Annotated in this window: 24 protein-coding genes; 11 read left to right on the forward strand and 13 right to left on the reverse strand. The window is 62.0% G+C overall.

The features are described from left to right. Positions 1-155: 155 nt before the first annotated feature. Positions 156-614, forward strand: a complete 459-nt coding sequence (locus ACP7BX_RS00535; protein WP_016979574.1) for an REP-associated tyrosine transposase — start codon at positions 156-158, stop codon at positions 612-614. A 135-nt stretch (positions 615-749) separates the two neighbouring features. Here the strand turns inward: ACP7BX_RS00535 and ACP7BX_RS00540 are convergent, their stop codons facing one another. After that, positions 750-1,190, reverse strand: a complete 441-nt coding sequence (locus ACP7BX_RS00540; protein WP_033897625.1) for a GlcG/HbpS family heme-binding protein — start codon at positions 1,188-1,190, stop codon at positions 750-752. A 256-nt stretch (positions 1,191-1,446) separates the two neighbouring features. Between ACP7BX_RS00540 and gcl the strand changes: the two genes are divergently transcribed. The 8 genes from gcl to ACP7BX_RS00580 all read left to right on the forward strand — a co-directional run bounded on the left by gcl (position 1,447) and on the right by ACP7BX_RS00580 (position 10,657). Continuing rightward, the gene (gene gcl, locus ACP7BX_RS00545) at positions 1,447-3,222 is read left to right on the forward strand and encodes a glyoxylate carboligase (RefSeq protein WP_016979576.1); all 1,776 of its coding nucleotides are present in this window, start codon (positions 1,447-1,449) and stop codon (positions 3,220-3,222) included. Between the two features lie 10 nt (positions 3,223-3,232). Continuing rightward, the gene (hyi, locus tag ACP7BX_RS00550) at positions 3,233-4,015 is read left to right on the forward strand and encodes a hydroxypyruvate isomerase (protein ID WP_426130403.1); all 783 of its coding nucleotides are present in this window, start codon (positions 3,233-3,235) and stop codon (positions 4,013-4,015) included. A 15-nt stretch (positions 4,016-4,030) separates the two neighbouring features. Next, positions 4,031-4,921 (forward strand): 2-hydroxy-3-oxopropionate reductase, encoded by an 891-nt coding sequence (locus ACP7BX_RS00555; protein WP_033897622.1) that lies wholly within the window; start codon positions 4,031-4,033, stop codon positions 4,919-4,921. Between the two features lie 88 nt (positions 4,922-5,009). Then, positions 5,010-6,290, forward strand: a complete 1,281-nt coding sequence (locus ACP7BX_RS00560; RefSeq protein WP_269133330.1) for a glycerate kinase type-2 family protein — start codon at positions 5,010-5,012, stop codon at positions 6,288-6,290. Beyond that, a complete protein-coding gene (gene pyk, locus ACP7BX_RS00565; protein WP_016979579.1) occupies positions 6,280-7,695 on the forward strand; it encodes a pyruvate kinase in 1,416 nt (471 codons plus the stop codon). The genes ACP7BX_RS00560 and pyk overlap by 11 nt, the downstream gene beginning before the upstream one ends. A 120-nt stretch (positions 7,696-7,815) precedes the next feature. Further along, complete coding sequence (locus ACP7BX_RS00570; RefSeq protein WP_426130406.1) at positions 7,816-8,691, forward strand: urea transporter; 876 nt, start codon at positions 7,816-7,818, stop codon at positions 8,689-8,691. Positions 8,692-8,722: 31 nt separating this feature from the next. Continuing rightward, the gene (locus ACP7BX_RS00575) at positions 8,723-9,547 is read left to right on the forward strand and encodes an ion transporter (RefSeq protein ID WP_061435897.1); all 825 of its coding nucleotides are present in this window, start codon (positions 8,723-8,725) and stop codon (positions 9,545-9,547) included. 105 nt (positions 9,548-9,652) lie between these two features. Beyond that, positions 9,653-10,657 (forward strand): sulfate ABC transporter substrate-binding protein, encoded by a 1,005-nt coding sequence (locus tag ACP7BX_RS00580; RefSeq protein ID WP_033897617.1) that lies wholly within the window; start codon positions 9,653-9,655, stop codon positions 10,655-10,657. Between the two features lie 135 nt (positions 10,658-10,792). On the opposite strand, the gene ACP7BX_RS00585 is transcribed toward ACP7BX_RS00580, so the two are convergent. Beyond that, entirely contained in the window at positions 10,793-11,407 is a 615-nt protein-coding gene (locus ACP7BX_RS00585; RefSeq protein ID WP_314531609.1) for a DUF5666 domain-containing protein, read from the reverse strand. 171 nt (positions 11,408-11,578) lie between these two features. On the opposite strand from ACP7BX_RS00585, the gene ACP7BX_RS00590 reads away from it, so the two are divergent. Next, positions 11,579-12,775 carry an MFS transporter gene (locus ACP7BX_RS00590; protein WP_095015309.1) on the forward strand — a complete coding sequence of 399 codons (1,197 nt, stop codon included), beginning with the start codon at positions 11,579-11,581 and terminating at the stop codon, positions 12,773-12,775. Positions 12,776-12,783: 8 nt separating this feature from the next. Here ACP7BX_RS00590 and ACP7BX_RS00595 read toward each other — a convergent pair whose 3' ends face one another. Both ACP7BX_RS00595 and ACP7BX_RS00600 read right to left on the reverse strand, forming a co-directional pair. Then, complete coding sequence (locus ACP7BX_RS00595) at positions 12,784-14,307, reverse strand: M10 family metallopeptidase C-terminal domain-containing protein (RefSeq protein WP_426130409.1); 1,524 nt, start codon at positions 14,305-14,307, stop codon at positions 12,784-12,786. Between the two features lie 305 nt (positions 14,308-14,612). Beyond that, the gene (locus tag ACP7BX_RS00600) at positions 14,613-15,017 is read right to left on the reverse strand and encodes a type II toxin-antitoxin system HicB family antitoxin (protein ID WP_033897613.1); all 405 of its coding nucleotides are present in this window, start codon (positions 15,015-15,017) and stop codon (positions 14,613-14,615) included. A 256-nt stretch (positions 15,018-15,273) separates the two neighbouring features. Between ACP7BX_RS00600 and ACP7BX_RS00605 the strand changes: the two genes are divergently transcribed. Beyond that, the gene (locus ACP7BX_RS00605) at positions 15,274-16,155 is read left to right on the forward strand and encodes a LysR family transcriptional regulator (protein WP_314531604.1); all 882 of its coding nucleotides are present in this window, start codon (positions 15,274-15,276) and stop codon (positions 16,153-16,155) included. Positions 16,156-16,177: 22 nt separating this feature from the next. Here the strand turns inward: ACP7BX_RS00605 and phnP are convergent, their stop codons facing one another. From phnP to phnG, 9 genes are read right to left on the reverse strand one after another with little or no spacing between them, the layout of a single operon-like run. Beyond that, on the reverse strand, positions 16,178-16,927 hold the full coding sequence (gene phnP / locus ACP7BX_RS00610) for a phosphonate metabolism protein PhnP (protein WP_426130412.1): 750 nt from the start codon (positions 16,925-16,927) through the stop codon (positions 16,178-16,180). Next, positions 16,918-17,490 (reverse strand): phosphonate metabolism protein/1,5-bisphosphokinase (PRPP-forming) PhnN, encoded by a 573-nt coding sequence (phnN, locus tag ACP7BX_RS00615; protein ID WP_314531600.1) that lies wholly within the window; start codon positions 17,488-17,490, stop codon positions 16,918-16,920. The genes phnP and phnN overlap by 10 nt, the downstream gene beginning before the upstream one ends. Further along, entirely contained in the window at positions 17,490-18,635 is a 1,146-nt protein-coding gene (locus tag ACP7BX_RS00620; protein WP_426130414.1) for an alpha-D-ribose 1-methylphosphonate 5-triphosphate diphosphatase, read from the reverse strand. Before ACP7BX_RS00620 ends, phnN begins: the two co-directional genes overlap by 1 nt. Beyond that, positions 18,625-19,347 (reverse strand): phosphonate C-P lyase system protein PhnL, encoded by a 723-nt coding sequence (phnL, locus tag ACP7BX_RS00625; RefSeq protein WP_426130416.1) that lies wholly within the window; start codon positions 19,345-19,347, stop codon positions 18,625-18,627. The genes ACP7BX_RS00620 and phnL overlap by 11 nt, the downstream gene beginning before the upstream one ends. Next, a complete protein-coding gene (gene phnK / locus ACP7BX_RS00630; RefSeq protein ID WP_426130510.1) occupies positions 19,344-20,153 on the reverse strand; it encodes a phosphonate C-P lyase system protein PhnK in 810 nt (269 codons plus the stop codon). The genes phnL and phnK overlap by 4 nt, the downstream gene beginning before the upstream one ends. After that, positions 20,114-20,956, reverse strand: a complete 843-nt coding sequence (locus ACP7BX_RS00635) for an alpha-D-ribose 1-methylphosphonate 5-phosphate C-P-lyase PhnJ (RefSeq protein ID WP_177051360.1) — start codon at positions 20,954-20,956, stop codon at positions 20,114-20,116. The genes phnK and ACP7BX_RS00635 overlap by 40 nt, the downstream gene beginning before the upstream one ends. After that, positions 20,949-22,025 (reverse strand): carbon-phosphorus lyase complex subunit PhnI, encoded by a 1,077-nt coding sequence (locus tag ACP7BX_RS00640; protein WP_426130419.1) that lies wholly within the window; start codon positions 22,023-22,025, stop codon positions 20,949-20,951. The genes ACP7BX_RS00635 and ACP7BX_RS00640 overlap by 8 nt, the downstream gene beginning before the upstream one ends. Further along, on the reverse strand, positions 22,025-22,615 hold the full coding sequence (phnH, locus tag ACP7BX_RS00645; RefSeq protein WP_426130421.1) for a phosphonate C-P lyase system protein PhnH: 591 nt from the start codon (positions 22,613-22,615) through the stop codon (positions 22,025-22,027). The genes ACP7BX_RS00640 and phnH overlap by 1 nt, the downstream gene beginning before the upstream one ends. Beyond that, complete coding sequence (phnG, locus tag ACP7BX_RS00650) at positions 22,615-23,052, reverse strand: phosphonate C-P lyase system protein PhnG (protein WP_426130423.1); 438 nt, start codon at positions 23,050-23,052, stop codon at positions 22,615-22,617. Before phnG ends, phnH begins: the two co-directional genes overlap by 1 nt. Positions 23,053-23,057: the final 5 nt, after the last annotated feature.

The following is a 23,057-nucleotide window of genomic DNA, read 5'->3' on the forward strand; positions in this document are numbered from 1 at the left end:
GTCTTAGACAAAATGTAAGCACACCGCAAACCTCCTGTGGGAGCGGGCTTGCCCGCGATAGCGCCTACCCAGACACATCCTGCCAAAAGCCTGCCAATCAGCATCAGCCATCGAGATCTAGCCTCTCAGGACACCATCTGAAGAGAGGCCAAGGAATGCCTGATCTACCTGCTTCAAATCGTCTGCGTCTCGGTCGCTACGACGAACCCAACCGCATCTATTTACTCACTACTAACACTCTTGACCGGCTGCCTATATTCAGTGATTTCAAACTGGGTCGGCTGGTCGTACAGCAGTTCAGGATCGCACAGCATCAAGGTCTGGCCACTTCCCTTGCTTGGGTAGTGATGCCCGATCACTTTCACTGGCTCATTTCGCTGGAGAAAGGCTCACTTGCTGATTTGATGCGCCAAGTGAAGTCCAAAAGTACTCGCGTGGTGAATGCAGTAGCTGGGCGTCAGGGCAGGCTCTGGCAGCCCGGTTTTCACGACCATGCAGTGCGCCGTGAAGAGAGTCTTGAAGGGATCGCACGATACATTGTGGCCAATCCCTTGAGAGCTGGACTGGTAAAAAAATTTGGCGACTACCCGCTGTGGGATGCTATTTGGCTTTGACTTGAAACCGAGTCGTCTGCATCGCGGGCAAGCCCGCTCCCACAGGGTTTGATGGTGTTTACACCGACCAATGTGGGAGCGGCGGTTCGACGCTTCGACTTGCCCGCGATGAGACCCGACAGACCAGCAAAAACGCTAGGCCGACACCCCCGCATCCGCCATCAACCCCACCCCCTCGATCGCCGTAATCGCGCACTGCTCATCAATATCCGACGTATCACCGCTGATGCCGATCGCCCCCAGCACCACGCCCTCCTGACTCCGAATCAACACGCCACCCGGCGCAGGCACTACGCTGCCCTGCCCCAGGCTGTTCAGCGCCGCGATAAACGCCGGTCGCTGCTGCGCGTCCAGCGCCAGCAGGCGTGAACCCTTGCCCAGGGCAATCGCGCCCCAAGCCTTGCCGATGGCGATTTGCGGGCGCAGCAGGCTGGCGCCGTCTTCGCGTTGCAGGGTGATCAAGTGGCCGCCGCTGTCGAGCACGGCGATGGTCAGCGGTGCAGCAGAAATGGTGCGCCCTGCACTGAGGGCCTGGCTGGCCAGTTGGGTGGCGAGTTTCAAGGTTAAAGCGCTCATGGTGCCGTCCTTCTTTTGTTATTGGGAAAGCGGTGGAGGTCTGAATGATCAGATGCTCGATCAAACAAATAGAACACAATGACTTTTAATTTTGTATACAATATTTTCGCACAAAGGCTCCATACGTCGAAAAAAGCGGTTCCGACGAACGCAAAGGCCAGTTTATAAAATGCATTGACCTATGCCGCTCGCCGTGAATACACTTTGATCAGACACCACTTGTATACAATTACAAAACGCAAGAGGCACCAATATCATGAGCAAAATGAGAGCAATCGAAGCCGCTGTCCTGGTGATGCGTCGCGAAGGTGTGGACACCGCCTTCGGTATCCCAGGCGCCGCGATCAACCCGCTGTATTCGGCCTTGCAGAAAGTGGGTGGCATCGATCACGTCCTTGCTCGCCACGTTGAAGGCGCCTCCCACATGGCCGAGGGCTACACCCGCACCAAGGCCGGCAATATCGGCGTGTGCATCGGCACCTCGGGCCCGGCGGGCACTGACATGGTCACCGGCCTGTACAGCGCCTCGGCCGACTCGATCCCGATCCTGTGCATCACCGGTCAAGCGCCCCGCGCCCGGATGCACAAGGAAGACTTCCAGGCCGTGGACATCACCAGCATCGTCAAGCCGGTGACCAAGTGGGCGACCACCGTCCTGGAACCCGGCCAAGTGCCGTACGCCTTCCAGAAAGCCTTTTACGAAATGCGCTCCGGCCGCCCTGGCCCGGTACTGATCGACCTGCCGTTCGACGTGCAGATGGCCGAGATCGAATTCGACATCGACGCCTACCAGCCGCTGCCCCTGGCCAAGCCACTGGCCACCCGCGTGCAGGTGGAAAAAGCCCTGGCGCTGCTGGACCAGGCCGAGCGCCCACTGCTGGTGAGCGGTGGCGGCGTGATCAATGCCGACGCCAGCGAGTTGCTGGTTGAGTTCGCTGAACTGACTGGCATCCCGGTGATCCCGACCCTGATGGGCTGGGGCACCATCCCGGACGATCACCCACAGATGGTTGGCATGGTCGGCCTGCAGACGTCCCACCGTTATGGCAACGCGACGATGCTCAAGTCGGACGTGGTGCTGGGCATCGGTAACCGTTGGGCCAACCGCCACACCGGTTCGGTCGAGGTGTACACCGAAGGCCGCAAATTCATCCACGTCGACATCGAGCCGACCCAGATTGGCCGCGTCTTCACCCCGGACCTGGGCATCGTTTCCGACGCCGGTTCCGCGCTGACTATGTTTATTGAAGTGGCCCGTGAGTGGAAAGCCGCCGGCAAGCTCAAGGACCGCAGCGCCTGGCTCAATGACTGCCAGCAGCGCAAAGCCACCCTGCACCGCAAGACTCACTTCGACAACGTGCCGGTCAAGCCACAGCGCGTGTATGAAGAAATGAACCAGGTGTTCGGCAAAGACACCTGCTACGTCAGCACCATTGGCCTGTCGCAGATTGCCGGCGCGCAGTTCCTGCACGTGTACAAGCCACGCCACTGGATCAACTGCGGCCAGGCCGGCCCGTTGGGTTGGACCATCCCCGCCGCCCTCGGCGTGGTCAAGGCCGACCCGAGCCGCAAAGTGGTGGCGCTGTCCGGCGACTACGACTTCCAGTTCATGATCGAAGAATTGGCGGTGGGCGCACAGTTCAAGCTGCCGTACATCCACGTGGTGGTGAACAACTCCTACCTCGGCCTGATCCGCCAGGCCCAGCGCGGGTTTGAAATGGACTACTGCGTGCAGCTGTCCTTCGACAACCTCAATGCGCCGGAACTCAACGGCTATGGCGTAGACCACGTGGCCGTCGCCGAAGGCCTGGGTTGCAAGGCCCTGCGCGTATTCGAGCCAAGCCAGATCGCGCCGGCCCTGCGCCGCGCCGAGGAAATGATCGAAGAATTCAAGGTGCCGGTGATCGTTGAGATTATTCTGGAGCGCGTGACCAATATTTCCATGGGCACCGAGATCAACGCCGTCAACGAATTCGAAGATCTGGCACTGGTCGGCAACGATGCGCCGACTGCCATTTCCCTGCTCGATTAAGGAGAACCTTATGCCGCGTTTCGCCGCCAACCTGTCCATGCTGTTTACCGAACAGGACTTTCTTGCCCGTTTCAAAGCGGCCGCCGACGCCGGCTTCCAAGGCGTCGAGTACCTGTTCCCCTATGAATTCAGCTCTGCCGAAATCAAGGCGCAACTCGACGCCCACGGTTTGACCCAGGTGCTGTTCAACCTGCCGGCCGGTGACTGGGCCAAGGGCGAACGCGGCCTGGCCTGCCACCCGGACCGGGTCGAGGAATTCCGTGCCGGGGTCAAGCTGGCCATCGCCTACGCCCAGGTGCTGGGCAACACCCAGATCAACTGCCTGGCGGGCATCCGGCCACAAGGCGTTGACGACGAAACCCTGGAAAAAACCTTCGTCGCCAATCTCAAGTACGCCGCTGAAAAACTGCAAGCCGTGGGCATCAAGCTGGTCATGGAAGCGATCAACACCCGCGACATCCCAGGGTTCTACCTGAACAACACGGCGCAAGCCCTGTCGATTCGGGAACAGGTGGGCAGCGCCAACCTGTTCCTGCAGTACGACATCTATCACATGCAAATCATGGAAGGCGACCTGGCCCGCACCATGGCCGCGAACCTGGGTGAGATCAACCACATCCAGCTGGCAGACAACCCTGGGCGCAACGAGCCGGGCACCGGTGAGATCAACTACCGCTTCCTGTTCGAACATTTGGACCGCATCGGCTACACGGGTTGGGTCGGCTGTGAGTACAAGCCGTTGACCACCACCGAAGCGGGTTTGGGTTGGTTGAAGACCCACAACGCCATCTAAATAGAGGATTTCTTCATGGCTAAAATCGGATTTATCGGCACCGGCATCATGGGTCAACCCATGGCCGCCAACCTGCAGAAAGCAGGTCACCAACTGTTCCTCTCCGAACACCACGGCAAGGCGCCGCAAGCGCTGATCGACGCTGGCGCGGTGGCCCTGGCCAACCCGCAGCAGGTTGCGCAGGAAGCCGAGTTCATCATTGTGATGGTGCCGGACACCCCGCAGGTCGACGACGTACTGTTCCGCAAAGACGGCGTCGCCGCCGGCCTGTCGCCGAACAAGGTGGTGATCGACATGAGTTCGATCTCCCCCACCGCCACCAAGGCGTTCGCCGCCAAGATCAACGAGACCGGCGCGCAGTACCTGGATGCCCCGGTGTCCGGTGGTGAAGTCGGCGCCAAGGCCGGCACCCTGAGCATCATGATCGGTGGCGAGCCGCAGACCTTCGAACGCGCGCTGCCGTTGTTCCAGGCCATGGGCAAGAACATCACGTTGGTGGGCGGCAATGGTGATGGCCAGACCGCCAAGGTGGCCAACCAGATCATCGTCGCGCTGAACATCCAGGCGGTCGCGGAAGCGCTGCTGTTCGCCTCCAAGAACGGCGCCGACCCGGCCAAGGTGCGGGAAGCGCTGATGGGCGGATTTGCTTCGTCGAAAATCCTCGAAGTGCATGGCGAGCGCATGATCAAGGGCACTTTTGACCCGGGCTTCCGCATCAACCTGCACCAGAAGGACCTCAACCTGGCGCTGGCCGGTGCCAAGGAACTGGGGATCAATCTGCCGAACACCGCCGGTACGCAGCAGGTGTTCAGTACGTGCACCGCGATTGGCGGCGGCAACTGGGACCACTCGGCGCTGATCAAAGGCCTGGAACATATGGCGAATTTCTCGATTCGCGAGAAGTAATCCCCTCTGTAATCAGATCGTTCCCACAGCCCTGTGGGAACGATCACCGCAACATCCCTAATAACAAGAATCCCCCGGGAGCCCGCTTATGTCGGTCGATCCGCAACATCTGCTTCGCGAGCTGTTTGCCACAGCCATCGACGCTGCCCACCCCCGGCAAGTCCTTGAACCCTACCTGCCCGCCGACCGCAGCGGCCGTGTGATCGTGATCGGCGCCGGCAAGGCCGCCGCCGCCATGGCGCTGGTCGTGGAAAACGTCTGGCAGGGCGAAGTCACCGGCCTGGTTGTCACCCGTTACGGCCACGGCGCGCCGTGCAAGAAAATCGAAGTGGTCGAAGCCGCGCACCCGGTACCCGACGCTGCCGGCCTGGCCGTGGCCCAGCGTGTGCTGGCACTGATCAGCAACCTGACGGAAGACGACCGCGTGATCTTCCTGCTCTCCGGCGGTGGCTCTGCGCTGCTGGCGTTGCCCGCAGAAGGCATCACCCTGGCCGATAAACAGGCCATCAACAAAGCCCTGCTCAAGTCCGGCGCGACCATCGGCGAGATGAATTGCGTGCGCAAGCACCTCTCGGCCATCAAGGGCGGCCGACTGGCGAAAGCCGCATGGCCAGCGACGGTCTACACCTACGCAATTTCCGATGTGCCTGGAGACCAGGCCACAGTGATTGCCTCCGGCCCCACGGTCGGTGACCCGAGCACGTCGCAACAGGCGCTGGCGATCCTGAAGCGTTACAACATCGACGCCCCCGCTTCGGTGCGCAGTTGGTTACAGAACCCGGCCTCGGAAACCGTCAAGCCCGGCGACCCGGTACTTGCCCGCAGCCACTTCCAATTGATCGCCCGCCCCCAGCAATCCCTGGAAGCGGTGGCGGTGAAAGTCCGCCAGGCCGGTTTCAGCCCGTTGATCCTCGGCGACCTCGAAGGCGAAGCACGGGACGTGGCCAAGGTGCACGCCGGTATCGCCCGACAGATCGTGCAACACGGCCAGCCCTTGGCGGCGCCGTGCGTGATCCTCTCCGGCGGCGAAACCACCGTGACCGTGCGCGGCAATGGCCGTGGCGGGCGCAATGCGGAATTCCTGTTGAGCCTCACCGACAGCCTCAAGGGCCTGCCCGGCGTGTATGCCCTGGCCGGTGACACCGACGGTATCGACGGCTCGGAAGACAACGCCGGCGCGATCATGACGCCGTGCAGTTATTCGCGCGCCGAAGCCCTCGGGCTGTCGGCCAGCGATGAGCTGGATAACAACAACGGCTACGGCTATTTCGCCGCCCTCGACGGTTTGATCATCACTGAGCCGACGCGCACCAACGTCAACGACTTCCGCGCCATCCTGATCCTTGAGACTGCCAAACATGACGCCTGACAAGAAGGTCAAAATCCTCGCCACCCTGGGCCCGGCCACCGACGGTATCGACGACATCCGTGAACTGGTAGAAGCCGGTGTGAACATCTTCCGGCTCAATTTCAGCCACGGCGACCACGCCGACCATGCCCAACGCTACCAATGGATTCGCCAGGTCGAGCGCCAGCTGAATTACCCGCTGGGCATTCTCATGGACCTGCAAGGGCCGAAACTGCGCGTCGGACGCTTTGCCGAGGGCAAGGTGCAACTGGTGCGCGGCCAGGCGTTGCGCCTGGACCTGGACGAAACACCGGGCGACCAGCGTCGGGTCAACCTGCCCCACCCGGAAATCATCGCGGCGCTGGAACCCGGCATGGACCTGCTGCTGGACGATGGCAAGCTGCGCCTGCGGGTGATCACCAAACATGCCGACGCCATCGACACCACCGTGCTCAATGGCGGTGAATTGTCTGATCGCAAAGGCGTGAACGTCCCACAAGCCCTGTTGGAACTCAGCCCATTGACCGCCAAGGATCGGCGCGATTTGAGCTTTGGCCTGGAGCTGGGCGTGGACTGGGTGGCACTGTCGTTCGTGCAGCGCCCGGAAGACATTCGCGAAGCCCGCGAGCTGATCGGCGACAAGGCGTTCCTGATGGCCAAGATCGAGAAGCCCTCGGCCGTGCAGCGCCTGCAGGAAATCGCCGAACTGAGCGACGCGATCATGGTGGCCAGAGGCGACCTGGGCGTGGAAGTACCGGCCGAGAGCGTGCCGCAGATACAGAAGGACATCATCAGCACCTGCCGCCAACTGGGTAAACCTGTGGTGGTGGCGACGCAGATGCTGGAGTCGATGCGCTTCTCACCGGCGCCGACCCGCGCCGAAGTCACCGATGTCGCCAATGCCGTGGCCGAAGGCGCGGACGCGGTGATGCTGTCGGCGGAAACCGCGTCCGGCGAATACCCGCTGGAAGCCGTACAGATGATGAGCAAGATCATCCGCCAGGTGGAAAACGGCCCGGATTACCAGGCGCAACTGGATGTCAGCCGACCGAAGGCGGATGCCACGGTGTCGGACGCCATCAGCTGTGCGATCCGCCGCATCAGCAGCATCCTGCCGGTGGCGGTACTGGTGAACTACAGCGAGTCGGGCAGCTCCAGCCTGCGCGCGGCGCGGGAACGGCCGGTGGCGCCGATCCTCAACCTCACGCCCAACCTGTCCACGGCACGGCGCTTGAGCGTGGCGTGGGGCGTGCATTCGGTGGTCAATGATCGGCTGCGTCAGGTGGATGAGGTGTGTTCCACGGCGCTGGAGATTGCCCAGGCACAGGGCATGGCGGAGCGCGGGGATACGTTGGTGATTACGGCGGGGGTGCCGTTCGGGCAACCGGGGTCGACCAACTCTTTGCGTATAGAGACGTTGATCTAGCGCCTGTTCGGGCCCCATCGCGGGCAAGCCCGGCTCCCACATTTTGATCTGCGAACACAGTCAAATGTGGGAGCTGGCTTGCCTGCGATGGGGACAACTCGGTCTCACTGACTAACCACCATGCACAACCACACCTGCCCCGACTGGGCCGAAGCCCTGCTCAACGGCTTTAGCCAGATCTTCCTGCAACGCCAACCGCTGTGCGGTCTGCTGTGCCTGCTGGCGATCCTGATCGGCGCGCCGACCTTGCTCGGCGGCGCGCTGTTGGGCGGCGTGGCGGGATTGCTCACGGCCCAGCGTCGCGGTTATCCCAAGACCGAGCGCCAGGCCGGGCTGTATAGCTATAACGGCGTGCTGCTGGGTTTGTTGATCAGCCAGCACTTTGCCTGGTCAGCCTTGCTGCCGCCGTTGATCCTGGCGTGCGGCGGCTTGAGTGCGATCCTGACGCGCCAATGGTTGAAACGCGCCAGCCAGCCCAATGACCTGCCGGCCTACACCGCGCCTTTTGTCGGGCTGGGTTGGTTGCTGCTGGGCACCGTGCCAGAGAGTACCTTTGCCCAGAGCGAACCCGCCACGTTGGCTATCCTCGCCGCGCCTTTTACCGGACTCGCGCAAATCATGTTGTTGGACCAGCCCGTATCAGGCGCGCTGATTGCGCTGGGCCTGTGGCTGGCCAACCGCCGCGCCGCCACCTGGGCCTTGATCGGCGCCAGTGTCGGCGTGCCGATTGCGCTGTGGCTGGACGAACCCGCCAGCGCCCTCCTCGGCCTGCACAGCTACAACCCGGCGCTGGCTGCCGTGGCGTTGAGCCAGGTACGTCGCCAGCCCTGGCTGCCGCTGCTCGGCATCCTGTTGGCGATCATCCTCACACCGGGTTTTGCCGCCCTGCACCTGCCTGCGCTGACCGCGCCGTTCATCCTCGCCTGTTGGCTGGTGCGTGCGGGTGTTCGAGTGCTGCGCAAACCCTGCATGGACAGCCCCTTCGAATCCCCCTAGGCTTGCTCGATATCAGTTTCAGGCGGGATTTATGGACAGCAACAACGACTGGCGCCAGCGGCTCTACGTCATGATTTTCCAGAGTGACACCACGGCCGGACGGCGCTTTGACGGCATCCTGCTGCTGATCATCCTGGCCAGCCTGGTGATCGTGATGCTCGACAGCATCGACCAGATCCACCAGAACTACGCCGATGTGCTGGCCTATATCGAGTGGGGCTTCACCCTTGTCTTCCTGATCGAATACGGGTTGCGGCTGTATTGCTCGCCCAAGCCGTTGCGCTACGCCTTCAGTTTTTATGGGTTGGTGGACTTGCTGGCGATCGTGCCCGGCATCCTCGCGTTGTATTACAGCGATGCGCAGTACCTGTTGATCATCCGCATCATTCGGATGTTGCGGATCTTCCGCGTGCTCAAGCTCAGCCCGTACCTCAAGCAGGCCAACTACCTGATGGCGGCGCTGCGGGGCAGCAAGCAGAAGATCGTGGTGTTCCTGGTCAGCGTGTGCACGCTGGTCACGGTGTTCGGCACCTTGATGTACGTGATCGAAGGCCCGGAGCACGGCTTTACCAGCATTCCCAAAGGCATCTACTGGGCCATCGTGACCCTGACCACCGTGGGCTTTGGCGACATCGTGCCGAAGACGCCGCTGGGCCAGGTGATTTCGTCACTGGTGATGATCACCGGTTACTCGATCATCGCCGTGCCCACCGGGATTTTCACCGCTGAACTGGCGAGTGCCATGCGCGGTGAACAGCTGCAAACCGACTGCCCGGTCTGCAAGAAAAACAGCCATGAACCGAATGCCGCCTTCTGCTCGCGGTGCGGGAGTAACCTTTTCCGTAAAGTGGAATAAGCAAAGTACGTTTTAATCTTTAAACGTCTATGCAGCGCCAGCTATAGTCGCTGGCATATTGCCCCTACTCAATCGACTACCTTCTCGAACAACAAGGAATGAGCAGTGAAAAAACTCGTTAGCGCCTCTCTCCTGGCCGCCGGCCTTGCCCTGGCGGGCGCCGTCCAGGCTGCCCCCGTCACACTGCTCAACGTCTCCTACGACGTGATGCGCGATTTCTACAAGGACTACAACGCCGCCTTCCAGAAACACTGGGAAGCCGAGCACCCGAACGACAAGCTGACCCTGCAGATGTCCTTCGGCGGCTCCAGCAAACAAGCGCGCTCGGTGATCGATGGCCTGCCGGCTGACGTGATCACCATGAACATGGCCACCGACATCAACGCCCTGGTCGACAACGGCAAACTGGTGCCGGACAACTGGGTCACCCGCCTGCCGAACAACAGCGCACCGTTCACCTCCGCCACCGTATTCATCGTGCGCAAAGGCAACCCGAAAGCCCTGAAGGACTGGCCGGACCTGTTGAAAGACGGCGTGCAAGTGATCGTGCCCAACCCGAAAACCTCGGGTAACGGCCGCTACACGTACCTGTCGGCCTGGGGTTATGTGCTGAAGAACGGCGGCGACGAAAACAAGGCCAAGGCCTTTGTCGGCAAACTGTTCAAGCAGGCTCCGGTGCTGGATACCGGCGGCCGTGCGGCCACCACCACCTTCATGACCAACCAGATCGGCGACGTGCTGGTGACCTTCGAGAACGAAGCGGAAATGATCGCCCGTGAGTTCGGCCGTGATCAGTTCGAAGTGATCTACCCCAGCGTTTCCGCCGAAGCCGAGCCGCCCGTGTCGGTGGTCGACAAGGTGGTCGAGAAGAAAGGCACCCGTGTAGCGGCCGAAGACTACCTGAAGTACCTGTGGTCGCCAGAAGGCCAGGAAATCGCGGCCAACAACTACCTGCGTCCACGTGATCCGAAAGTGCTGGCCAAGTACACCGACCGCTTCCCGAAAGTCGACTTCCTGTCGGTAGAGAAGACCTTTGGTGACTGGCGTACCGTGCAGAAGACTCACTTCAATGATGGTGGGGTGTTTGACCAGATTTACTCCGGCCAATAAACCGTTGTAACTGAAGAAATGCAATCCAGTGTGGGAGCTGGCTTGCCTGCGATGGGATCAACTCGGTCTGTCTGTTACACCGAGGTGATGCCATCGCAGGCAAGCCAGCTCCCACATTGGCCTTTTGCCTGGCAGTTACATCGGCGGCGTCACACCCTCTTTACCGGCTGAGATGGCCTGGGCTGTGATGGTCCCATCCGCCCCCTGCGCTGCAAACAACACCACCTTCACCCCCGCCTTGAGCAAACTGCGATCCCCCGGCTCCAGGTTGACGATCGGCACATCCTCCGGCACCACGATCTTCTGCTCGCCACCTTTGTACTTCACGGTCAAGGTGCGCCCGTTGCTGACGACCAAGTCGCCGACGGTGCCATTGGTCATGCTGCTGCCTTCTTTCAAGTCAAACGCGCGATGCCCGTCGCCCGTGCCGGCCATGGCCGGTGGGAAGACGTGCACTTCCAGTGCGGTCAAGGTGCCATCGGCGTTGGGCATGGCGGCGGAGCCAATGTAGCTGCCCGGCTTGATCTCATCGATCTTGGCCAGGGTGACCGCGCGCACCTGAGTGCTTGGGGTCAGATGCACGATGACGTCTTCGCCGCTGTTGACCTTGACGTGCATCGCATCGCCTTCCATCGCGGTAATGGCACCGCGTACGCCCACGCGGGGAGCCTCGGCAGCCTGGGCCAGGCCTACGGCCATCGCGGCGGCCAGGGTGGAAGCCAGGAGCATCTTGTTCAACGTGATCTTCATGGGATTTCCTGTTTCGGCAGTTGTTTCTGAATGTATCATTACCCTTCGCGCAGAAAGTTAACGATTCACTCATCATTACCGGGCATGAGTGTTATCACTGCCAGCGGCCTACCCGGGCTACGGTGTTGTCTTTAGGCTCGCCCCACTTTCCTTCGCATTTATGAGAACACCATGAACGCTACGTCCCACGCTACAACCACCATGACCCGGAGCATGGTGATGCTGTTTGCGTTTTGCTGCGGCGCCATCGTTGCCAACATCTACTATGCCCAACCGATCATCGAGCTGATCGCGCCGGACATCGGCCTCACGCCCGCCATGGCCAGCCTGATCGTCTCCTTGACGCAGATCGGCTACGCCCTGGGCCTGTTTTTCCTGGTACCACTGGGCGATCTGCTGGAAAACCGCAAGCTGATGATCGCCACCACCGTACTGGCCATCGCCAGCTTGTTAGGTGCGGCGTTTACCGAACAGCCGAACCTGTTCCTGCTGGTGTCGCTGCTGATCGGCTTCAGTTCGGTGTCGGTGCAGATCCTGATTCCGCTGGCCGCGCACCTGGCACCCGCCGAGTCCCGTGGCCGCGTGGTCGGCAGCATCATGGGCGGCCTGTTACTGGGCATCCTGTTGGCACGGCCCGTGTCGAGCGTGGTGGCGGACCACTTCGGCTGGCGCGCGATGTTCATGGCCGCAGCGGCGTTGATGGCGTTTATCAGCGTGGTGTTGCTGATCACCATCCCCAAGCGCCAGCCCGATCACAGTGCCACCTATGGCCAGTTGCTGCGCTCCCTCGGCACCTTGTTGCGTGAGCAGCCGGTGCTGCGCCAGCGGGCGTTTTATCAGGGTTGCATGTTCGCCACCTTCAGCCTGTTCTGGACCGCTGCCCCACTGGAACTGGCGCGTAACCACGGCTTGAGCCAAAGCGAGATCGCGCTGTTCGCCCTGGTCGGCGCCCTGGGTGCCATTGCCGCGCCCATCGCGGGCCGCCTGGCCGATGCCGGTCACACTCACCGTGCGTCGTTGCTGGCCATGCTGTTTGCCGCGTTGAGCTTTCTGCCAGCCTTCGTGCACCCGTTGTACAGCGTGATCGGCCTGGCGGTGACCGGCGTGGTCCTGGACTTCTGCGTGCAGATGAACATGGTGCTGGGCCAGCGCGCCATCTACGCCCTCGACGCCAACAGCCGCAGCCGCCTGAACGCGCTGTACATGACCAGCATCTTCATCGGCGGTGCCTTCGGCTCGGCGATTGCCAGCAGCGTGTATGAGCACGGCGGCTGGCTGGGTGTGATGCTGGTAGGCAGCGCGTTCCCCTTGATCGCGCTGCTGCGGTTCCTGAGTGCTTCACGTCAGGCCACGGTCGCCACTGCTTGAGGAGAGGTTCAAGACTGTTCTTTTTCCGCGGATGCTTGGCCGGCAGGCGATGTCAGCAGGCTCAGCAATTGCGAGAAAAAGGCCAGCAGGGTGATTGCGAACATCTGAATCAAGCCGGCAGCTTGCTCCTGCGTCTTATCCGTCACAGGAGGGGGAGCGGGTGTCGGGACCGGAGGAGGCGACGCCGGAGTGGGAGCAGGTGCAGGCTGCACCTCCGGTGCTTGTCCCTCCCACAGCACATCCGTTGGCTTGATTTCGCCCTTGCTCTTGAGCAACAGGTCCGGCTTACCCGTGCCCTTCAGGTCAATCGCCAGGCTTGAGAGACCCGTACTCGGATCATGCTTGATCACCGCCTCCCCGGCGCGACCACTGAACCGATCAGTGAAAACCAGCGCACGCACACCCGCCTCCTTCAAGGCGCCCGACACGTCGACCTTATCCGTGCCGCTGGTGAAATCCTCGATCATGTCGGGGTCGGTCGGCGTGGAGTCGCTCGCCTTGTCGTAGACAAAGGTGTCCGCGCCGCCACCGCCTCTCAGGGAGTCGCCCTTCCCGCCGCCCTTGATCCGGTTTGCCGCCTCATTTCCCGAGATGTTGTCTCGCCCTGCGCCGCCAATCGCGTTTTCAATCGTGCAACCCTTAGCAATGGACACATTGCCCTTCAACCCGCCCACATCAGAAAACGATTCGGCATTCAGGTTGATGTTCTGGTCCTGGGAAAACCCGGAGAAATCCATCGTGTCGACGCCGCCACCGTCCCACACACAGAAGACAGGTTTGTCCGCAGCGCTTTTGAGGCTCATCGCCTCGCGCTCGGTATTGGAGTTGAAGCCATAGGTGGTATCGGTTTTGCGCGTCTCATGATTGGCGCCGTAGAGGCGTTGCGCCGCCGCGATATCGTCCATCATCGGCGCAGATGGATTCTGCCCGTTGAAGTCGTGCCCCTTCTGGTTTTTCTCCGACCAATAACTCATCACCGTACGCGCTTTGGTGTCTTCGGCGTAGACCGCGCCGTTCTGGTAATCAAAACCAAGTCCGTTGTAGTTCCCCGGATGGTGCAGGCCGATGGCGTGGCCGACCTCATGGATAGCCGTCACCGAAAAGTGACTGCCCAATGCCGGTGCCCCACTTTCTCCCCGTGTGCCAATCGTGGCCGTTGTCTGGGTAGTGAAACGGCCAGGGAAGGTGGCCACCCCACGGTCACTGCCTGGGTTGTTACGAATGTTGAGTGTGCCGTCCGCCCCGCCCGCCTGCTCGCGAAAGTTGATATTTGCCACATCCTGCCAGGACTGCACTGCCTGGCGGACACGTCGTTGCTGCTGCTGGGTGAAACTGCCATCCACCGTGTAATTCACATCGACTTTCGAATCGCCGTTGCGGTCATGAAAGCGCAGGTTTTCTCGCGTGAGTTGGCTGGCTGCCTGGTCCGTCGTGTAAGAGGGTTTATTGCCGGCCCCCACACCAAATGGGCCGGGGTCCGATACCGGCAGGTTATTCAGAGGACTCCTACTGCGCAGGTCATAATTATTCATTGTGCGACACCTTTGGTTTCAATAAAGAGAGTCGGCCAACTGATTGTTAGCCAACGGGTCCAGAGGGAAACTCGCACGCTGAAAAATCCGGCACCACCGTAAAGTTAATACCAGCCGAAACACCCGAACGCCCTGAAACACTGGGCAATACAGCCAAGAATTCCTTTGCAATTTAAACACTCGACAACACAAAGGCCCGGGCGGCATCGCGTTGTTTTGGCAAGAGAAAAACAGAATCCAAAAAAAAACTGCCCGCTCAAGTACGCTGTTTTCCCACCGACTAGGACACACCCCTTAACGCTTCCTCAGGACCGCACCAGCTTCTCCAGCGCAGCGTCCGCCAGGAAGGAAGAGCGGCTCTTGACCTTGTGTTCACGCACATACCGGTCGATGCGCTGGATGACGTAACCAGGCAAAGTCACGTTGACCTTTTCGGTCTTGCCCAGGTAGGGCGTGATGTCCAGCTCCAACATCCCCCAACCCATGCCGGCGTAGTCTTCGTGCGCGTGATGGTTGGCTACCGACGTCGGCATCGGGATCGGGCCGCCTTCTGCGGCAATCTCTTGCAGCATGATGTGCGCGATTTCCACTGCGGCGTTGTAGGCCTCTTCAAAACTGTCCCCGGCGGTGACCGCACCTGGGATATCGGGGATCTGGATACCGGTGGCGGTGAAGTCATCGCCCCATTCGATACAGATTGGGTATTGCATGAACGTTCTCCTTAAAACTGAAACAAGCCGGCGCGTTTCCTGATGCTTCTGACGGTGCCCAGCGGCTAATCCTTCTTGGCTTGGCCTGAATAAAAATAACCCTAGAGCTACCTTTACTCAAGCACAAAATACGCAGGTCTGACTGACGGCTGTTTTACTGGATATTGAAAACCCACCCGCTCGACATTGGAAACGCATGACACATCCGGGTCATCGCCTTAGGCTTGAACGCCGCCAAGCCCGACAGGAGCCACCGATGGACCGCCTCACCGCCATGGAAACCTTCGTCCACGTCGTCGAAACCGGCTCGTTCTCCGCAGCCGCCAAACGCCTGGGCATCGGCCAGCCCGCCGTTTCCAAGAGCATTGCGCAACTGGAGGCGCGCCTTGCCGTGCGGCTGGTGATGCGCTCCACACGGGGCCTGACCCCCACCGAGGCGGGCCTGGTGTACTTCGAACGGGCCAAGCGGGCTATCGATGAAGCCAATGCAGCCGACGAGGCCGCCCGTGGCGCCAGCGCCGGATTGACGGGCAACCTGCGGGTCAGCGCCGGCGTGACGTTCTCCCGCATGCGGATCATTCCTAACCTGGGCCCCTTCCTGGACCAACATCCAGGCCTGAACATCGACGTGTTGCTCGACGACCGACTCCTGAACCTGGTTGAAGACGGCATCGACGTCGCCCTGCGTATCGGCAACCTGAGTGATTCTGGCCTCACTGCTCGCCGACTTGGCCAAAGTCCGTGCAGGGTATTCGGTACACCGGCCTACTTCGAACGTTTCGGCGAGCCACAGAGCCCGGCGGATATCCTCAACCACCAGGCCGTGATCTACAGCCTCGGGGAAAGCCCGCTCTGGCCCTTCAAACAAGGCCTTCACGAACACACCATCGCCGCTCAAGGACGCTTGCGCGTCACCTCTTCCGAAGGTTTGCGCGCAGGTGTGCTCGCCCACCACGGCCTGGCGATGACGTCCGAATGGATGTTTTCGCCGGAATTGGCCAGGGGTGAAGTGAAGTCCGTATTGACCGATTGGGAACTCCCGCCAAAGGACCTGTGGGCGGTATTGCCGACGGGTCGAATGCCGAGTGCCAAGGCCAAGGCATTTATCGAATACGTTGAGGGGTTATTGAGGAAGTAACGTTCTGTGCAACCGTAGGCGTTCAGATAATCCGGCCATCCCAGCCGACCGTGACATGCCGTGGCAACTCACGCCGATGCTCCAGCAACCACGCATCCAACGTATGCCCCACATGGGTCAACACCCCCCGTTGCGCGCCAGTTTCCTCGATACTCTGCAACGCCAGCGTCAGGTCATTGTGATTGCGCGGTGCTTGCGGCTGCGGCGGCATGGAGCAATCCAGTACCAGCACGTCCAAGGGTTCGCGTTGCAGCCAGGCTAATGTTGCCGGCGGGAGGCCGACCGTGTCGGTGAGGTAGGCGATGCGCCGCCCCTCGCCTTCGAGCAGGTAACCCAGGGTCAGTTTGGAATGTTGCAACGGCAATGCCGTGACGCTCAACTCGCCAAATTGGCGTGTTTCAAACTCGGCAAAAGGCTGGCTGAAATCGAGAATGCCCGGATGCTTGTACAGATCGGACAAGCCCTCCGGATCCGCCGGGCCGTGCACCGGAATCACCAGCCCCTGCCCCCAGCGCAGGTGCAGCAAACCCTGGGCATGATCAGCGTGATAGTGGGTCTGGAAAATCCCGTTGAAGCTGCGCGGCGGGAAGCGTTCGGTGAGGTCGGGCAAGCCGCTGTCGATCAGCCAGCGTTGGTCGCCGCATTCGATCAGCGCACTGCACGGGCGGCGGCGCAGGCTTGCGTCGCTGCGCGCCAGACCGCACGCGGGGCATTCGCAGCCGTACACCGGGACTTGCCGCGCGTCACCGGTGCCGAGCAGCGTCAGGCGCATGCCGAGTGTCCGTGGTCGAGGCAGCACAGCAGGCGCTCGACCGTATGCTCCAGCGGCCCGGAGTTGTCTAGCACGAACAACCCCGCCCCATGCCCCGCGATCAACTCAGCGGTGAACCGCGTATTGCGTGCCAGGCGCTCCTCGATATCCGCCAAGGCCTCACGCCCGCGTGCGATCAAACGCTGGCGCAACACCGCCTGGTCCACCGTCAACAGCAACACCAGCGACGTCGGATAACGCGCGCGGGTCTGTGCCAAGTGCGCACGGGAGCCGTTGACCAGCACGTCGTCACCCGCCGCCAGCCACGCGTCGATCTCCCTGGGAATGCCGTAGGACAAACCGTTCGCCTGCCAGCTGAGGGCAAAGGCGCCCTCGGCCTGCAGCGCGGCGAACTGCTCCGGGGTGACCCCTTGCGCCGCCTCGCCCACTGCTTCCGCCGAGCGGGTGATAACGCGGCGCACGATGCGGCAACCGCGCTCGGCCAACCGTGGGCGTGCGGCATCCAGCAGGCTGTCTTTGCCCGAGCCGGACGGCCCGATGAGATAGATCAACCTGCCTGCCATCAAAACACCCTCTTCGCTTGTCGCCATACTTGTTGCACCACCGGCAGCCCTTCGCGGCTGCGGGCCTGGACCAGGTCCGCGCGCAGGCCAATGGCGATTTCGCCGCGATCGCTGAGGCCCGCGGCTTTTGCCGGCGCCAGGCTGATCATCTTGACCGCTCGCGACAGGTTGCCGCCGTCCTGCTGGTCGGCCAGCACAAAGGCCGCCTGCAACAGGCTGGCCGGGTAATAGTCGCTGGAAAGTATATCCAGCAATCCCTCGGCCGCCAGGCCGGCGGCGGCCACATTACCCGAGTGCGACCCACCGCGCACCACGTTCGGCGCGCCCATCAACACTTTCATGTCCAGCGCCTGGCAGCCCTTCGCCGCTTCCAGCGTGGTGGGGAATTCGGCGATGGTCATGCCGTAGCCTGCCGACTCTTGCACATGGGCCAATGTCGCATCGTCGTGGCTGGCGACGGACAGGCCGCGCGCCAGGCAATGCTCGACGATGGCGGCGCGATAACGGTCACTGTACGCCAGGGAATTGGCCTTTTGCAGCACGATGAACGCGTCCATGGTTTCGTCGTTCAGGTGGTACTTGCCCATGTAGTACTCACGGTACTTGGATTCAAGCACGAACTGGCGCTGGCCCGGCGAATGGTCCATCACCGACACCAGTTGCACCAGCGGGTTTTCCACCAGGTCGCGGAATACGCTGAGGGTGTCCGGGTGGCACAGCTCGCAGCGCAGGTGCAGGTGGTGCTCGGCGCGGGTCAGGCCGGCGCCTTCCGCCTGGGCGATGGCATCGAGCATCGCCGGCAGCTTTTTCATGCGGTTGCCCTTGGGGTTCACGTCGCCGATGGACACCGCGTCGAACACCGTGGTGATGCCCGCCGCGATGATCTGCGCGTCGTGGCTGAGCACGGCCGAAGTCGACGGCCAGTCCACACCGGGGCGCGGAGTCATGTGTTTTTCCAGGTTGTCGGTGTGCAATTCCACCAGGCCCGGCAACAGGAAATCGCCGCCCAGGTCCTGGGCCTGGGGCAACTGGCTGCGCCCTTCAGCAAGGTCGACAATCTTGCCGTCGCGCAGCACCACCGAGCCCAGGAACATGCGATCAGCCGTGACAATCTGGGCATTACTGAGGATCTGTTCAGCGGGCATTTGCGTATTCCTCTTGGGCAACAGGCGTGGGGGTCATGTCGAAATGGCGGTCGGCAACCGCTTCACGGGCGGCGCGGTCATGGAAGATGCCGATCAGCGCTGCGCCGGCGGCCTTGGCTTCGTTCATCAGCTCCAGCACCACCTGGCGGTTGTTGTCGTCCAGGGACGCGGTGGGCTCATCCAGCAGCATCACCGGCCAGGCCACCATGAAGCCACGGGCGATGTTGACGCGCTGTTGCTCGCCCCCGGAGAAAGTGCCGGGCGCCAGCTGCCACAGGCGTTGCGGGATATTCAGGCGGGTCAGCAGGTGTTCGGCACGCGACTGCGCATTGGCCTTGGACCAGCCACGGGCCAACGCCGGCTCCATCACCACGTCCAGGCATGCCACGCGGGGGATTACCCGCAGGAATTGGCTGACGTAGCCGAGGGTTTGCTGACGCACCTGCAAGATGTCACGTGGCTCGGCGCCGACCAGTTCCAGCCACGCGCCCGCATGCTGCACACGAATGCTGCCACCCGCCGGCAAATAGTTACCGTACAAGGTGCGCAGCAAGGTGCTTTTGCCGGCGCCGGACTGGCCGTGCAGCACCAGGCATTCACCGCCCTGCACACTGAACTCGACGCCACGCAGCACGTTGAGCACCACGCCGTGTTGCTGATGCAGGGTGAAGGTTTTCGAGAGGTCACGGACCTCGATCAAGGCATTTGTCATGGCTGCAATACCGAAGACACCAGCAGTTGAGAGTAAGGGTGCTGTGGATCGTCGAGGATCTGGTCGGTGAGCCCGGTTTCCACCACACGGGAGCGACGCATCACCATCAGGCGGTCGGCCAACAGGCGCGCGACAGCCAGGTCGTGGGTGACGATCACCACCGCCAAATCCAGCTCACGCGCCAAGCCGCGCAGCAGGTCGAGCAGGCGCGCTTGCACCGACACGTCGAGGCCGCCGGTGGGTTCGTCCATGAATACAAGCCGTGGGCTGGAGACGAGGTTGCGGGCGATTTGCAGGCGCTGCTGCATGCCGCCGGAGAAGGTGCGCGGCAAGTCATCGATACGTTGCGGGTCGATTTCCACCTGGCTCAACCAATCGAGACCGGCACCGCGCAGTTGCGCGTAATTGCGCACGCCCTGGGCCATCAGGCGCTCGCCGATATTGGCACCGGCCGACACGCCCATGCGCAAACCGTCGCGGGGGTTCTGCTCGACAAAGCCCCATTCGGTGCGCAGCAATGTGCGGCGCTCGGCTTCGCTGGCGCTGTACAAATCCAGCCATTCGCCGTCCTTGCTGCGGTAGCCGATGCTGCCGGCTTGCGGCGGCAAACGCCCGCTCAACAGCGAGAGCAAGGTGGATTTACCCGAGCCGGACTCACCAACGATGCCCAGCACTTCACCGGGGTAAAGATCGAAACTCACGCCTTGGCAGCCCTTCTCCAGGCCGTACAACAGGGACAGGTCACGCACTTGCAATAACGGCTGGCTCACTGGTTGTTCTCCTTGACGCGTTGCGCGCAATACCAGGTGTCGGAACAGACAAAACTCTGGGTGCCCGCATCGTCCAGAATCAGCTCATCGAGGAACGATTCATGGCTGCCGCAGATGGCGCAGTTGTGCTCCCACTTCTGTACCTCGAAGGGGTGGTCTTCAAAGTCCAGGCTGGTGACCTGGGTATAGGGCGGCACCGCGTACAGGCGCTTCTCGCGACCAGCGCCGAACAGCATCAGCGCCGGGCTCATGTCGAGTTTCGGGTTGTCGAATTTGGGGATCGGCGACGGGTCCATCACGTAGCGCTCGTCGACCATCACCGGGTAGGCGTAGCTGGTGGCGATATGGCCGAAGGTGGCGATGTCTTCGTAGAGTTTCACGTGCATCACCCCGTAATCATTCAGGGCGTGCATGGTGCGGGTCTCGGTTTCCGACGGTTCGATAAAGCGCAGCGGTTCGGGGATCGGCACCTGGTAGACCATGATCTGGTCAGCCTGCAGCGGGGTTTCCGGGATGCGGTGGCGGGTCTGGATCACCGTCGCGTCCGGCGTGGCTTCGGTGGTGGCGACGCCTGCGGTGCGTGCAAAAAAGCGGCGGATCGACACGGCGTTGGTGGTGTCGTCGGCGCCTTGGTCGATGACTTTAAGCACATCGTCCGCACCGAGGATCGCGGCGGTCAATTGCATGCCGCCGGTGCCCCAGCCGTAAGGCAACGGCATTTCGCGGCCACCGAACGGCACTTGGTAACCGGGGATCGCCACGGCCTTGAGCAAGGCGCGGCGGATCATGCGTTTGGTCTGTTCGTCGAGGTAGGCGAAGTTGTAGGCGGCGTCATTCATGGCTCGGGCCCTCGGCCGGTTGGCGCAGTTTGCGGATCAGTTCCAGTTCGGACTGGAAGTCCACGTAGTGCGGTAGTTTGAGGTGCGAGACAAAACCGGCCGCCTCGACGTTGTCGCAGTGGGCCAGTACGAATTCTTCACGCTGGGCCGGCGAGACGATCTCTTCGTTGTATTCCCCCGCGCGCAGCGAGCGATCCACCAGCGCCATGCCCATGGCCTTGCGCTCGGCATGCCCGAAGGCCAACCCGTAGCCGCGAGTGAACTGCGCCAGTTCAGTGGCCGAGCCGACGAACTGGTTGACCATCTCGCACTCGGTGACTTCGATGCTGCCCAGGCAGATGGGAAAGCCCAGCTCTGGCGGGTCGATCCACACCTCGACGTCGCCGATGCGAATCTCGCCGGCAAACGGGTGATTACGGCCGTAGCCACGTTGGGTCGAGTAGCCCAGCGCCAACAGGAAACCTTCATCGCCACGGGCCAGGGCTTGCAGGCGTTCGGCGCGGCTGGCCGGGTATTCCAGCGGGTCGCGGGTGATATCGGCGACGCTGACGTTGTCGTCGGTTTCGGTCTTGATCAGGCCTTCTTTGGCGAGCAGGCCGAGCACCCGTGGGCAGGCTTCGATGCGCGCATCCGGCATAGTCTGCGGGCCGGGGTATTCACCTTCGGCCAGCAGCGAAAAATCCAGCAGCCGGTGGGTGTAATCGAAAGTCGGGCCGAGCAACTGGCCGCCGGGCACGTCCTTGAACGTGGCGGACAGGCGCCGGCTCAACGACATCTGCGCAGTGTCGATCGGCAAGCTCGGGCTGAAGCGCGGCAGCGTGGTGCGGTAGGCGCGCAGCAGGAAGATCGCTTCCACCAGGTCCCCCGCCGCTTGCTTGATCGCCAGCGCGGCGAGTTCTTCGTCGAACAGCGAACCTTCGGTCATCACCCGCGCCACGGCCAGGGGCAGTTGCTCGCGGATTTGCGTGACGCTCAGTTCCGGAATCGCGGTATCGCCCCGGCGTTTTTTCGCCAGCAGGCGGTGGGCATTGTCGATGGCCTGTTCGCCACCTTTGACGGCTACGTACATCAGGCACGCTCCTCTGTGACACGGCTGCTGCGCGGCAGGCCGATCAGGTGATGGCCGGCGGCAAACAGCACGTCCAGGCCACGGGGGAAGGCTTCGCGACGCTGGCGCTCCAGCCAGAACGCTTGCGGCACGGGCACCTGCACCTGGCGCTGGGCCTTGATGCCCGGACCGCGCCAGAGCAGGCCTCGACCGGATTCCAGGTCGGTGAGCTGCACAAGCAGGGTGCAGGACTGGTCGGGGTAACGGTCATTGCCGTGATCGAAGCCGCTGAGGTCGAGCAGGTCTTGCTCACCGAGCAAGGCGAACACTGCGTCTTCACGGTTCGCCGTCAACGGGCAACCGCAGTGGAACGCCAGGTTGGCGCGGATCAGCGGCGTGTCGAAGCTCGGCGCCAGCCACAGCGGCGTGTCCCCATCCAGCATCGCCAGGCACAGGGCATAGGTGGCGGGTGCCAGGCCATCGAGGTGTGGCGCAGACGGCAGGTGCTGGATCAAACCGGGTTCGGCCAAGGCTTTGAGGGCGGCACGAAAACCGCGCTGGGCGTCCAGCACCGGGTCGACAAAGGCCGGTTGCAACAGTTGCGCATTCATCAGTTTTCTCCTCGAACCAACGTGAAGAACTCGACCTTGGTCGCGGCGGTGTCGGCTTCTTTTTGCGCGCGTCGAGCGGCCTGCGTATTGGCCAGCGCGGTGATCAAATCGCTGAGCCAAAGACTTGGCTGCGTGCCTTGTAAGTGGGCATCGGCCAGGGCCGCCAACTCGGCATGCGCCTTATCGCGCCCGGCCAGGTAGCTGTAGCCGGTGCGGCCATCGGCCAGGCGCACCACGCAGCGGGTCACGCTCATTTCGCCGACGTTGAAGGGTGCGCCATTGCCGCCCATGCGGCCGCGCACCAGGGTCATGCCGATTTCCGGGGCGCGGATCAGTTGGTATGCCGCGTCTTTCAACGCGGCTTCGTGAGGTTGCAGTTCACTGAGTTGGGCGCGGGCGAGCACACCAATCCAATGCTGACGCGGGGACAGATTCATCAGGG

It is taken from the genome of Pseudomonas sp. DWP3-1-3b3, from assembly GCF_049896305.1.
Lineage (GTDB): Bacteria > Pseudomonadota > Gammaproteobacteria > Pseudomonadales > Pseudomonadaceae > Aquipseudomonas > Aquipseudomonas azotoformans_A.

Coding starts and splice junctions, on each gene's coding strand:
- ACP7BX_RS00535 (WP_016979574.1), top strand. CDS start 156: ATGCCTGATCTACCTGCTTCAAATCGTCTGCGTCTCGGTCGCTACGAC.
- ACP7BX_RS00540 (WP_033897625.1), bottom strand. CDS start 1,190: ATGAGCGCTTTAACCTTGAAACTCGCCACCCAACTGGCCAGCCAGGCC.
- gcl (WP_016979576.1), top strand. CDS start 1,447: ATGAGCAAAATGAGAGCAATCGAAGCCGCTGTCCTGGTGATGCGTCGC.
- hyi (WP_426130403.1), top strand. CDS start 3,233: ATGCCGCGTTTCGCCGCCAACCTGTCCATGCTGTTTACCGAACAGGAC.
- ACP7BX_RS00555 (WP_033897622.1), top strand. CDS start 4,031: ATGGCTAAAATCGGATTTATCGGCACCGGCATCATGGGTCAACCCATG.
- ACP7BX_RS00560 (WP_269133330.1), top strand. CDS start 5,010: ATGTCGGTCGATCCGCAACATCTGCTTCGCGAGCTGTTTGCCACAGCC.
- pyk (WP_016979579.1), top strand. CDS start 6,280: ATGACGCCTGACAAGAAGGTCAAAATCCTCGCCACCCTGGGCCCGGCC.
- ACP7BX_RS00570 (WP_426130406.1), top strand. CDS start 7,816: ATGCACAACCACACCTGCCCCGACTGGGCCGAAGCCCTGCTCAACGGC.
- ACP7BX_RS00575 (WP_061435897.1), top strand. CDS start 8,723: ATGGACAGCAACAACGACTGGCGCCAGCGGCTCTACGTCATGATTTTC.
- ACP7BX_RS00585 (WP_314531609.1), bottom strand. CDS start 11,407: ATGAAGATCACGTTGAACAAGATGCTCCTGGCTTCCACCCTGGCCGCC.
- ACP7BX_RS00590 (WP_095015309.1), top strand. CDS start 11,579: ATGAACGCTACGTCCCACGCTACAACCACCATGACCCGGAGCATGGTG.
- ACP7BX_RS00595 (WP_426130409.1), bottom strand. CDS start 14,307: ATGAATAATTATGACCTGCGCAGTAGGAGTCCTCTGAATAACCTGCCG.
- ACP7BX_RS00600 (WP_033897613.1), bottom strand. CDS start 15,017: ATGCAATACCCAATCTGTATCGAATGGGGCGATGACTTCACCGCCACC.
- ACP7BX_RS00605 (WP_314531604.1), top strand. CDS start 15,274: ATGGACCGCCTCACCGCCATGGAAACCTTCGTCCACGTCGTCGAAACC.
- phnP (WP_426130412.1), bottom strand. CDS start 16,927: ATGCGCCTGACGCTGCTCGGCACCGGTGACGCGCGGCAAGTCCCGGTG.
- phnN (WP_314531600.1), bottom strand. CDS start 17,490: ATGGCAGGCAGGTTGATCTATCTCATCGGGCCGTCCGGCTCGGGCAAA.
- ACP7BX_RS00620 (WP_426130414.1), bottom strand. CDS start 18,635: ATGCCCGCTGAACAGATCCTCAGTAATGCCCAGATTGTCACGGCTGAT.
- phnL (WP_426130416.1), bottom strand. CDS start 19,347: ATGACAAATGCCTTGATCGAGGTCCGTGACCTCTCGAAAACCTTCACC.
- ACP7BX_RS00635 (WP_177051360.1), bottom strand. CDS start 20,956: ATGAATGACGCCGCCTACAACTTCGCCTACCTCGACGAACAGACCAAA.
- ACP7BX_RS00640 (WP_426130419.1), bottom strand. CDS start 22,025: ATGTACGTAGCCGTCAAAGGTGGCGAACAGGCCATCGACAATGCCCAC.
- phnH (WP_426130421.1), bottom strand. CDS start 22,615: ATGAATGCGCAACTGTTGCAACCGGCCTTTGTCGACCCGGTGCTGGAC.
- phnG (WP_426130423.1), bottom strand. CDS start 23,052: ATGAATCTGTCCCCGCGTCAGCATTGGATTGGTGTGCTCGCCCGCGCC.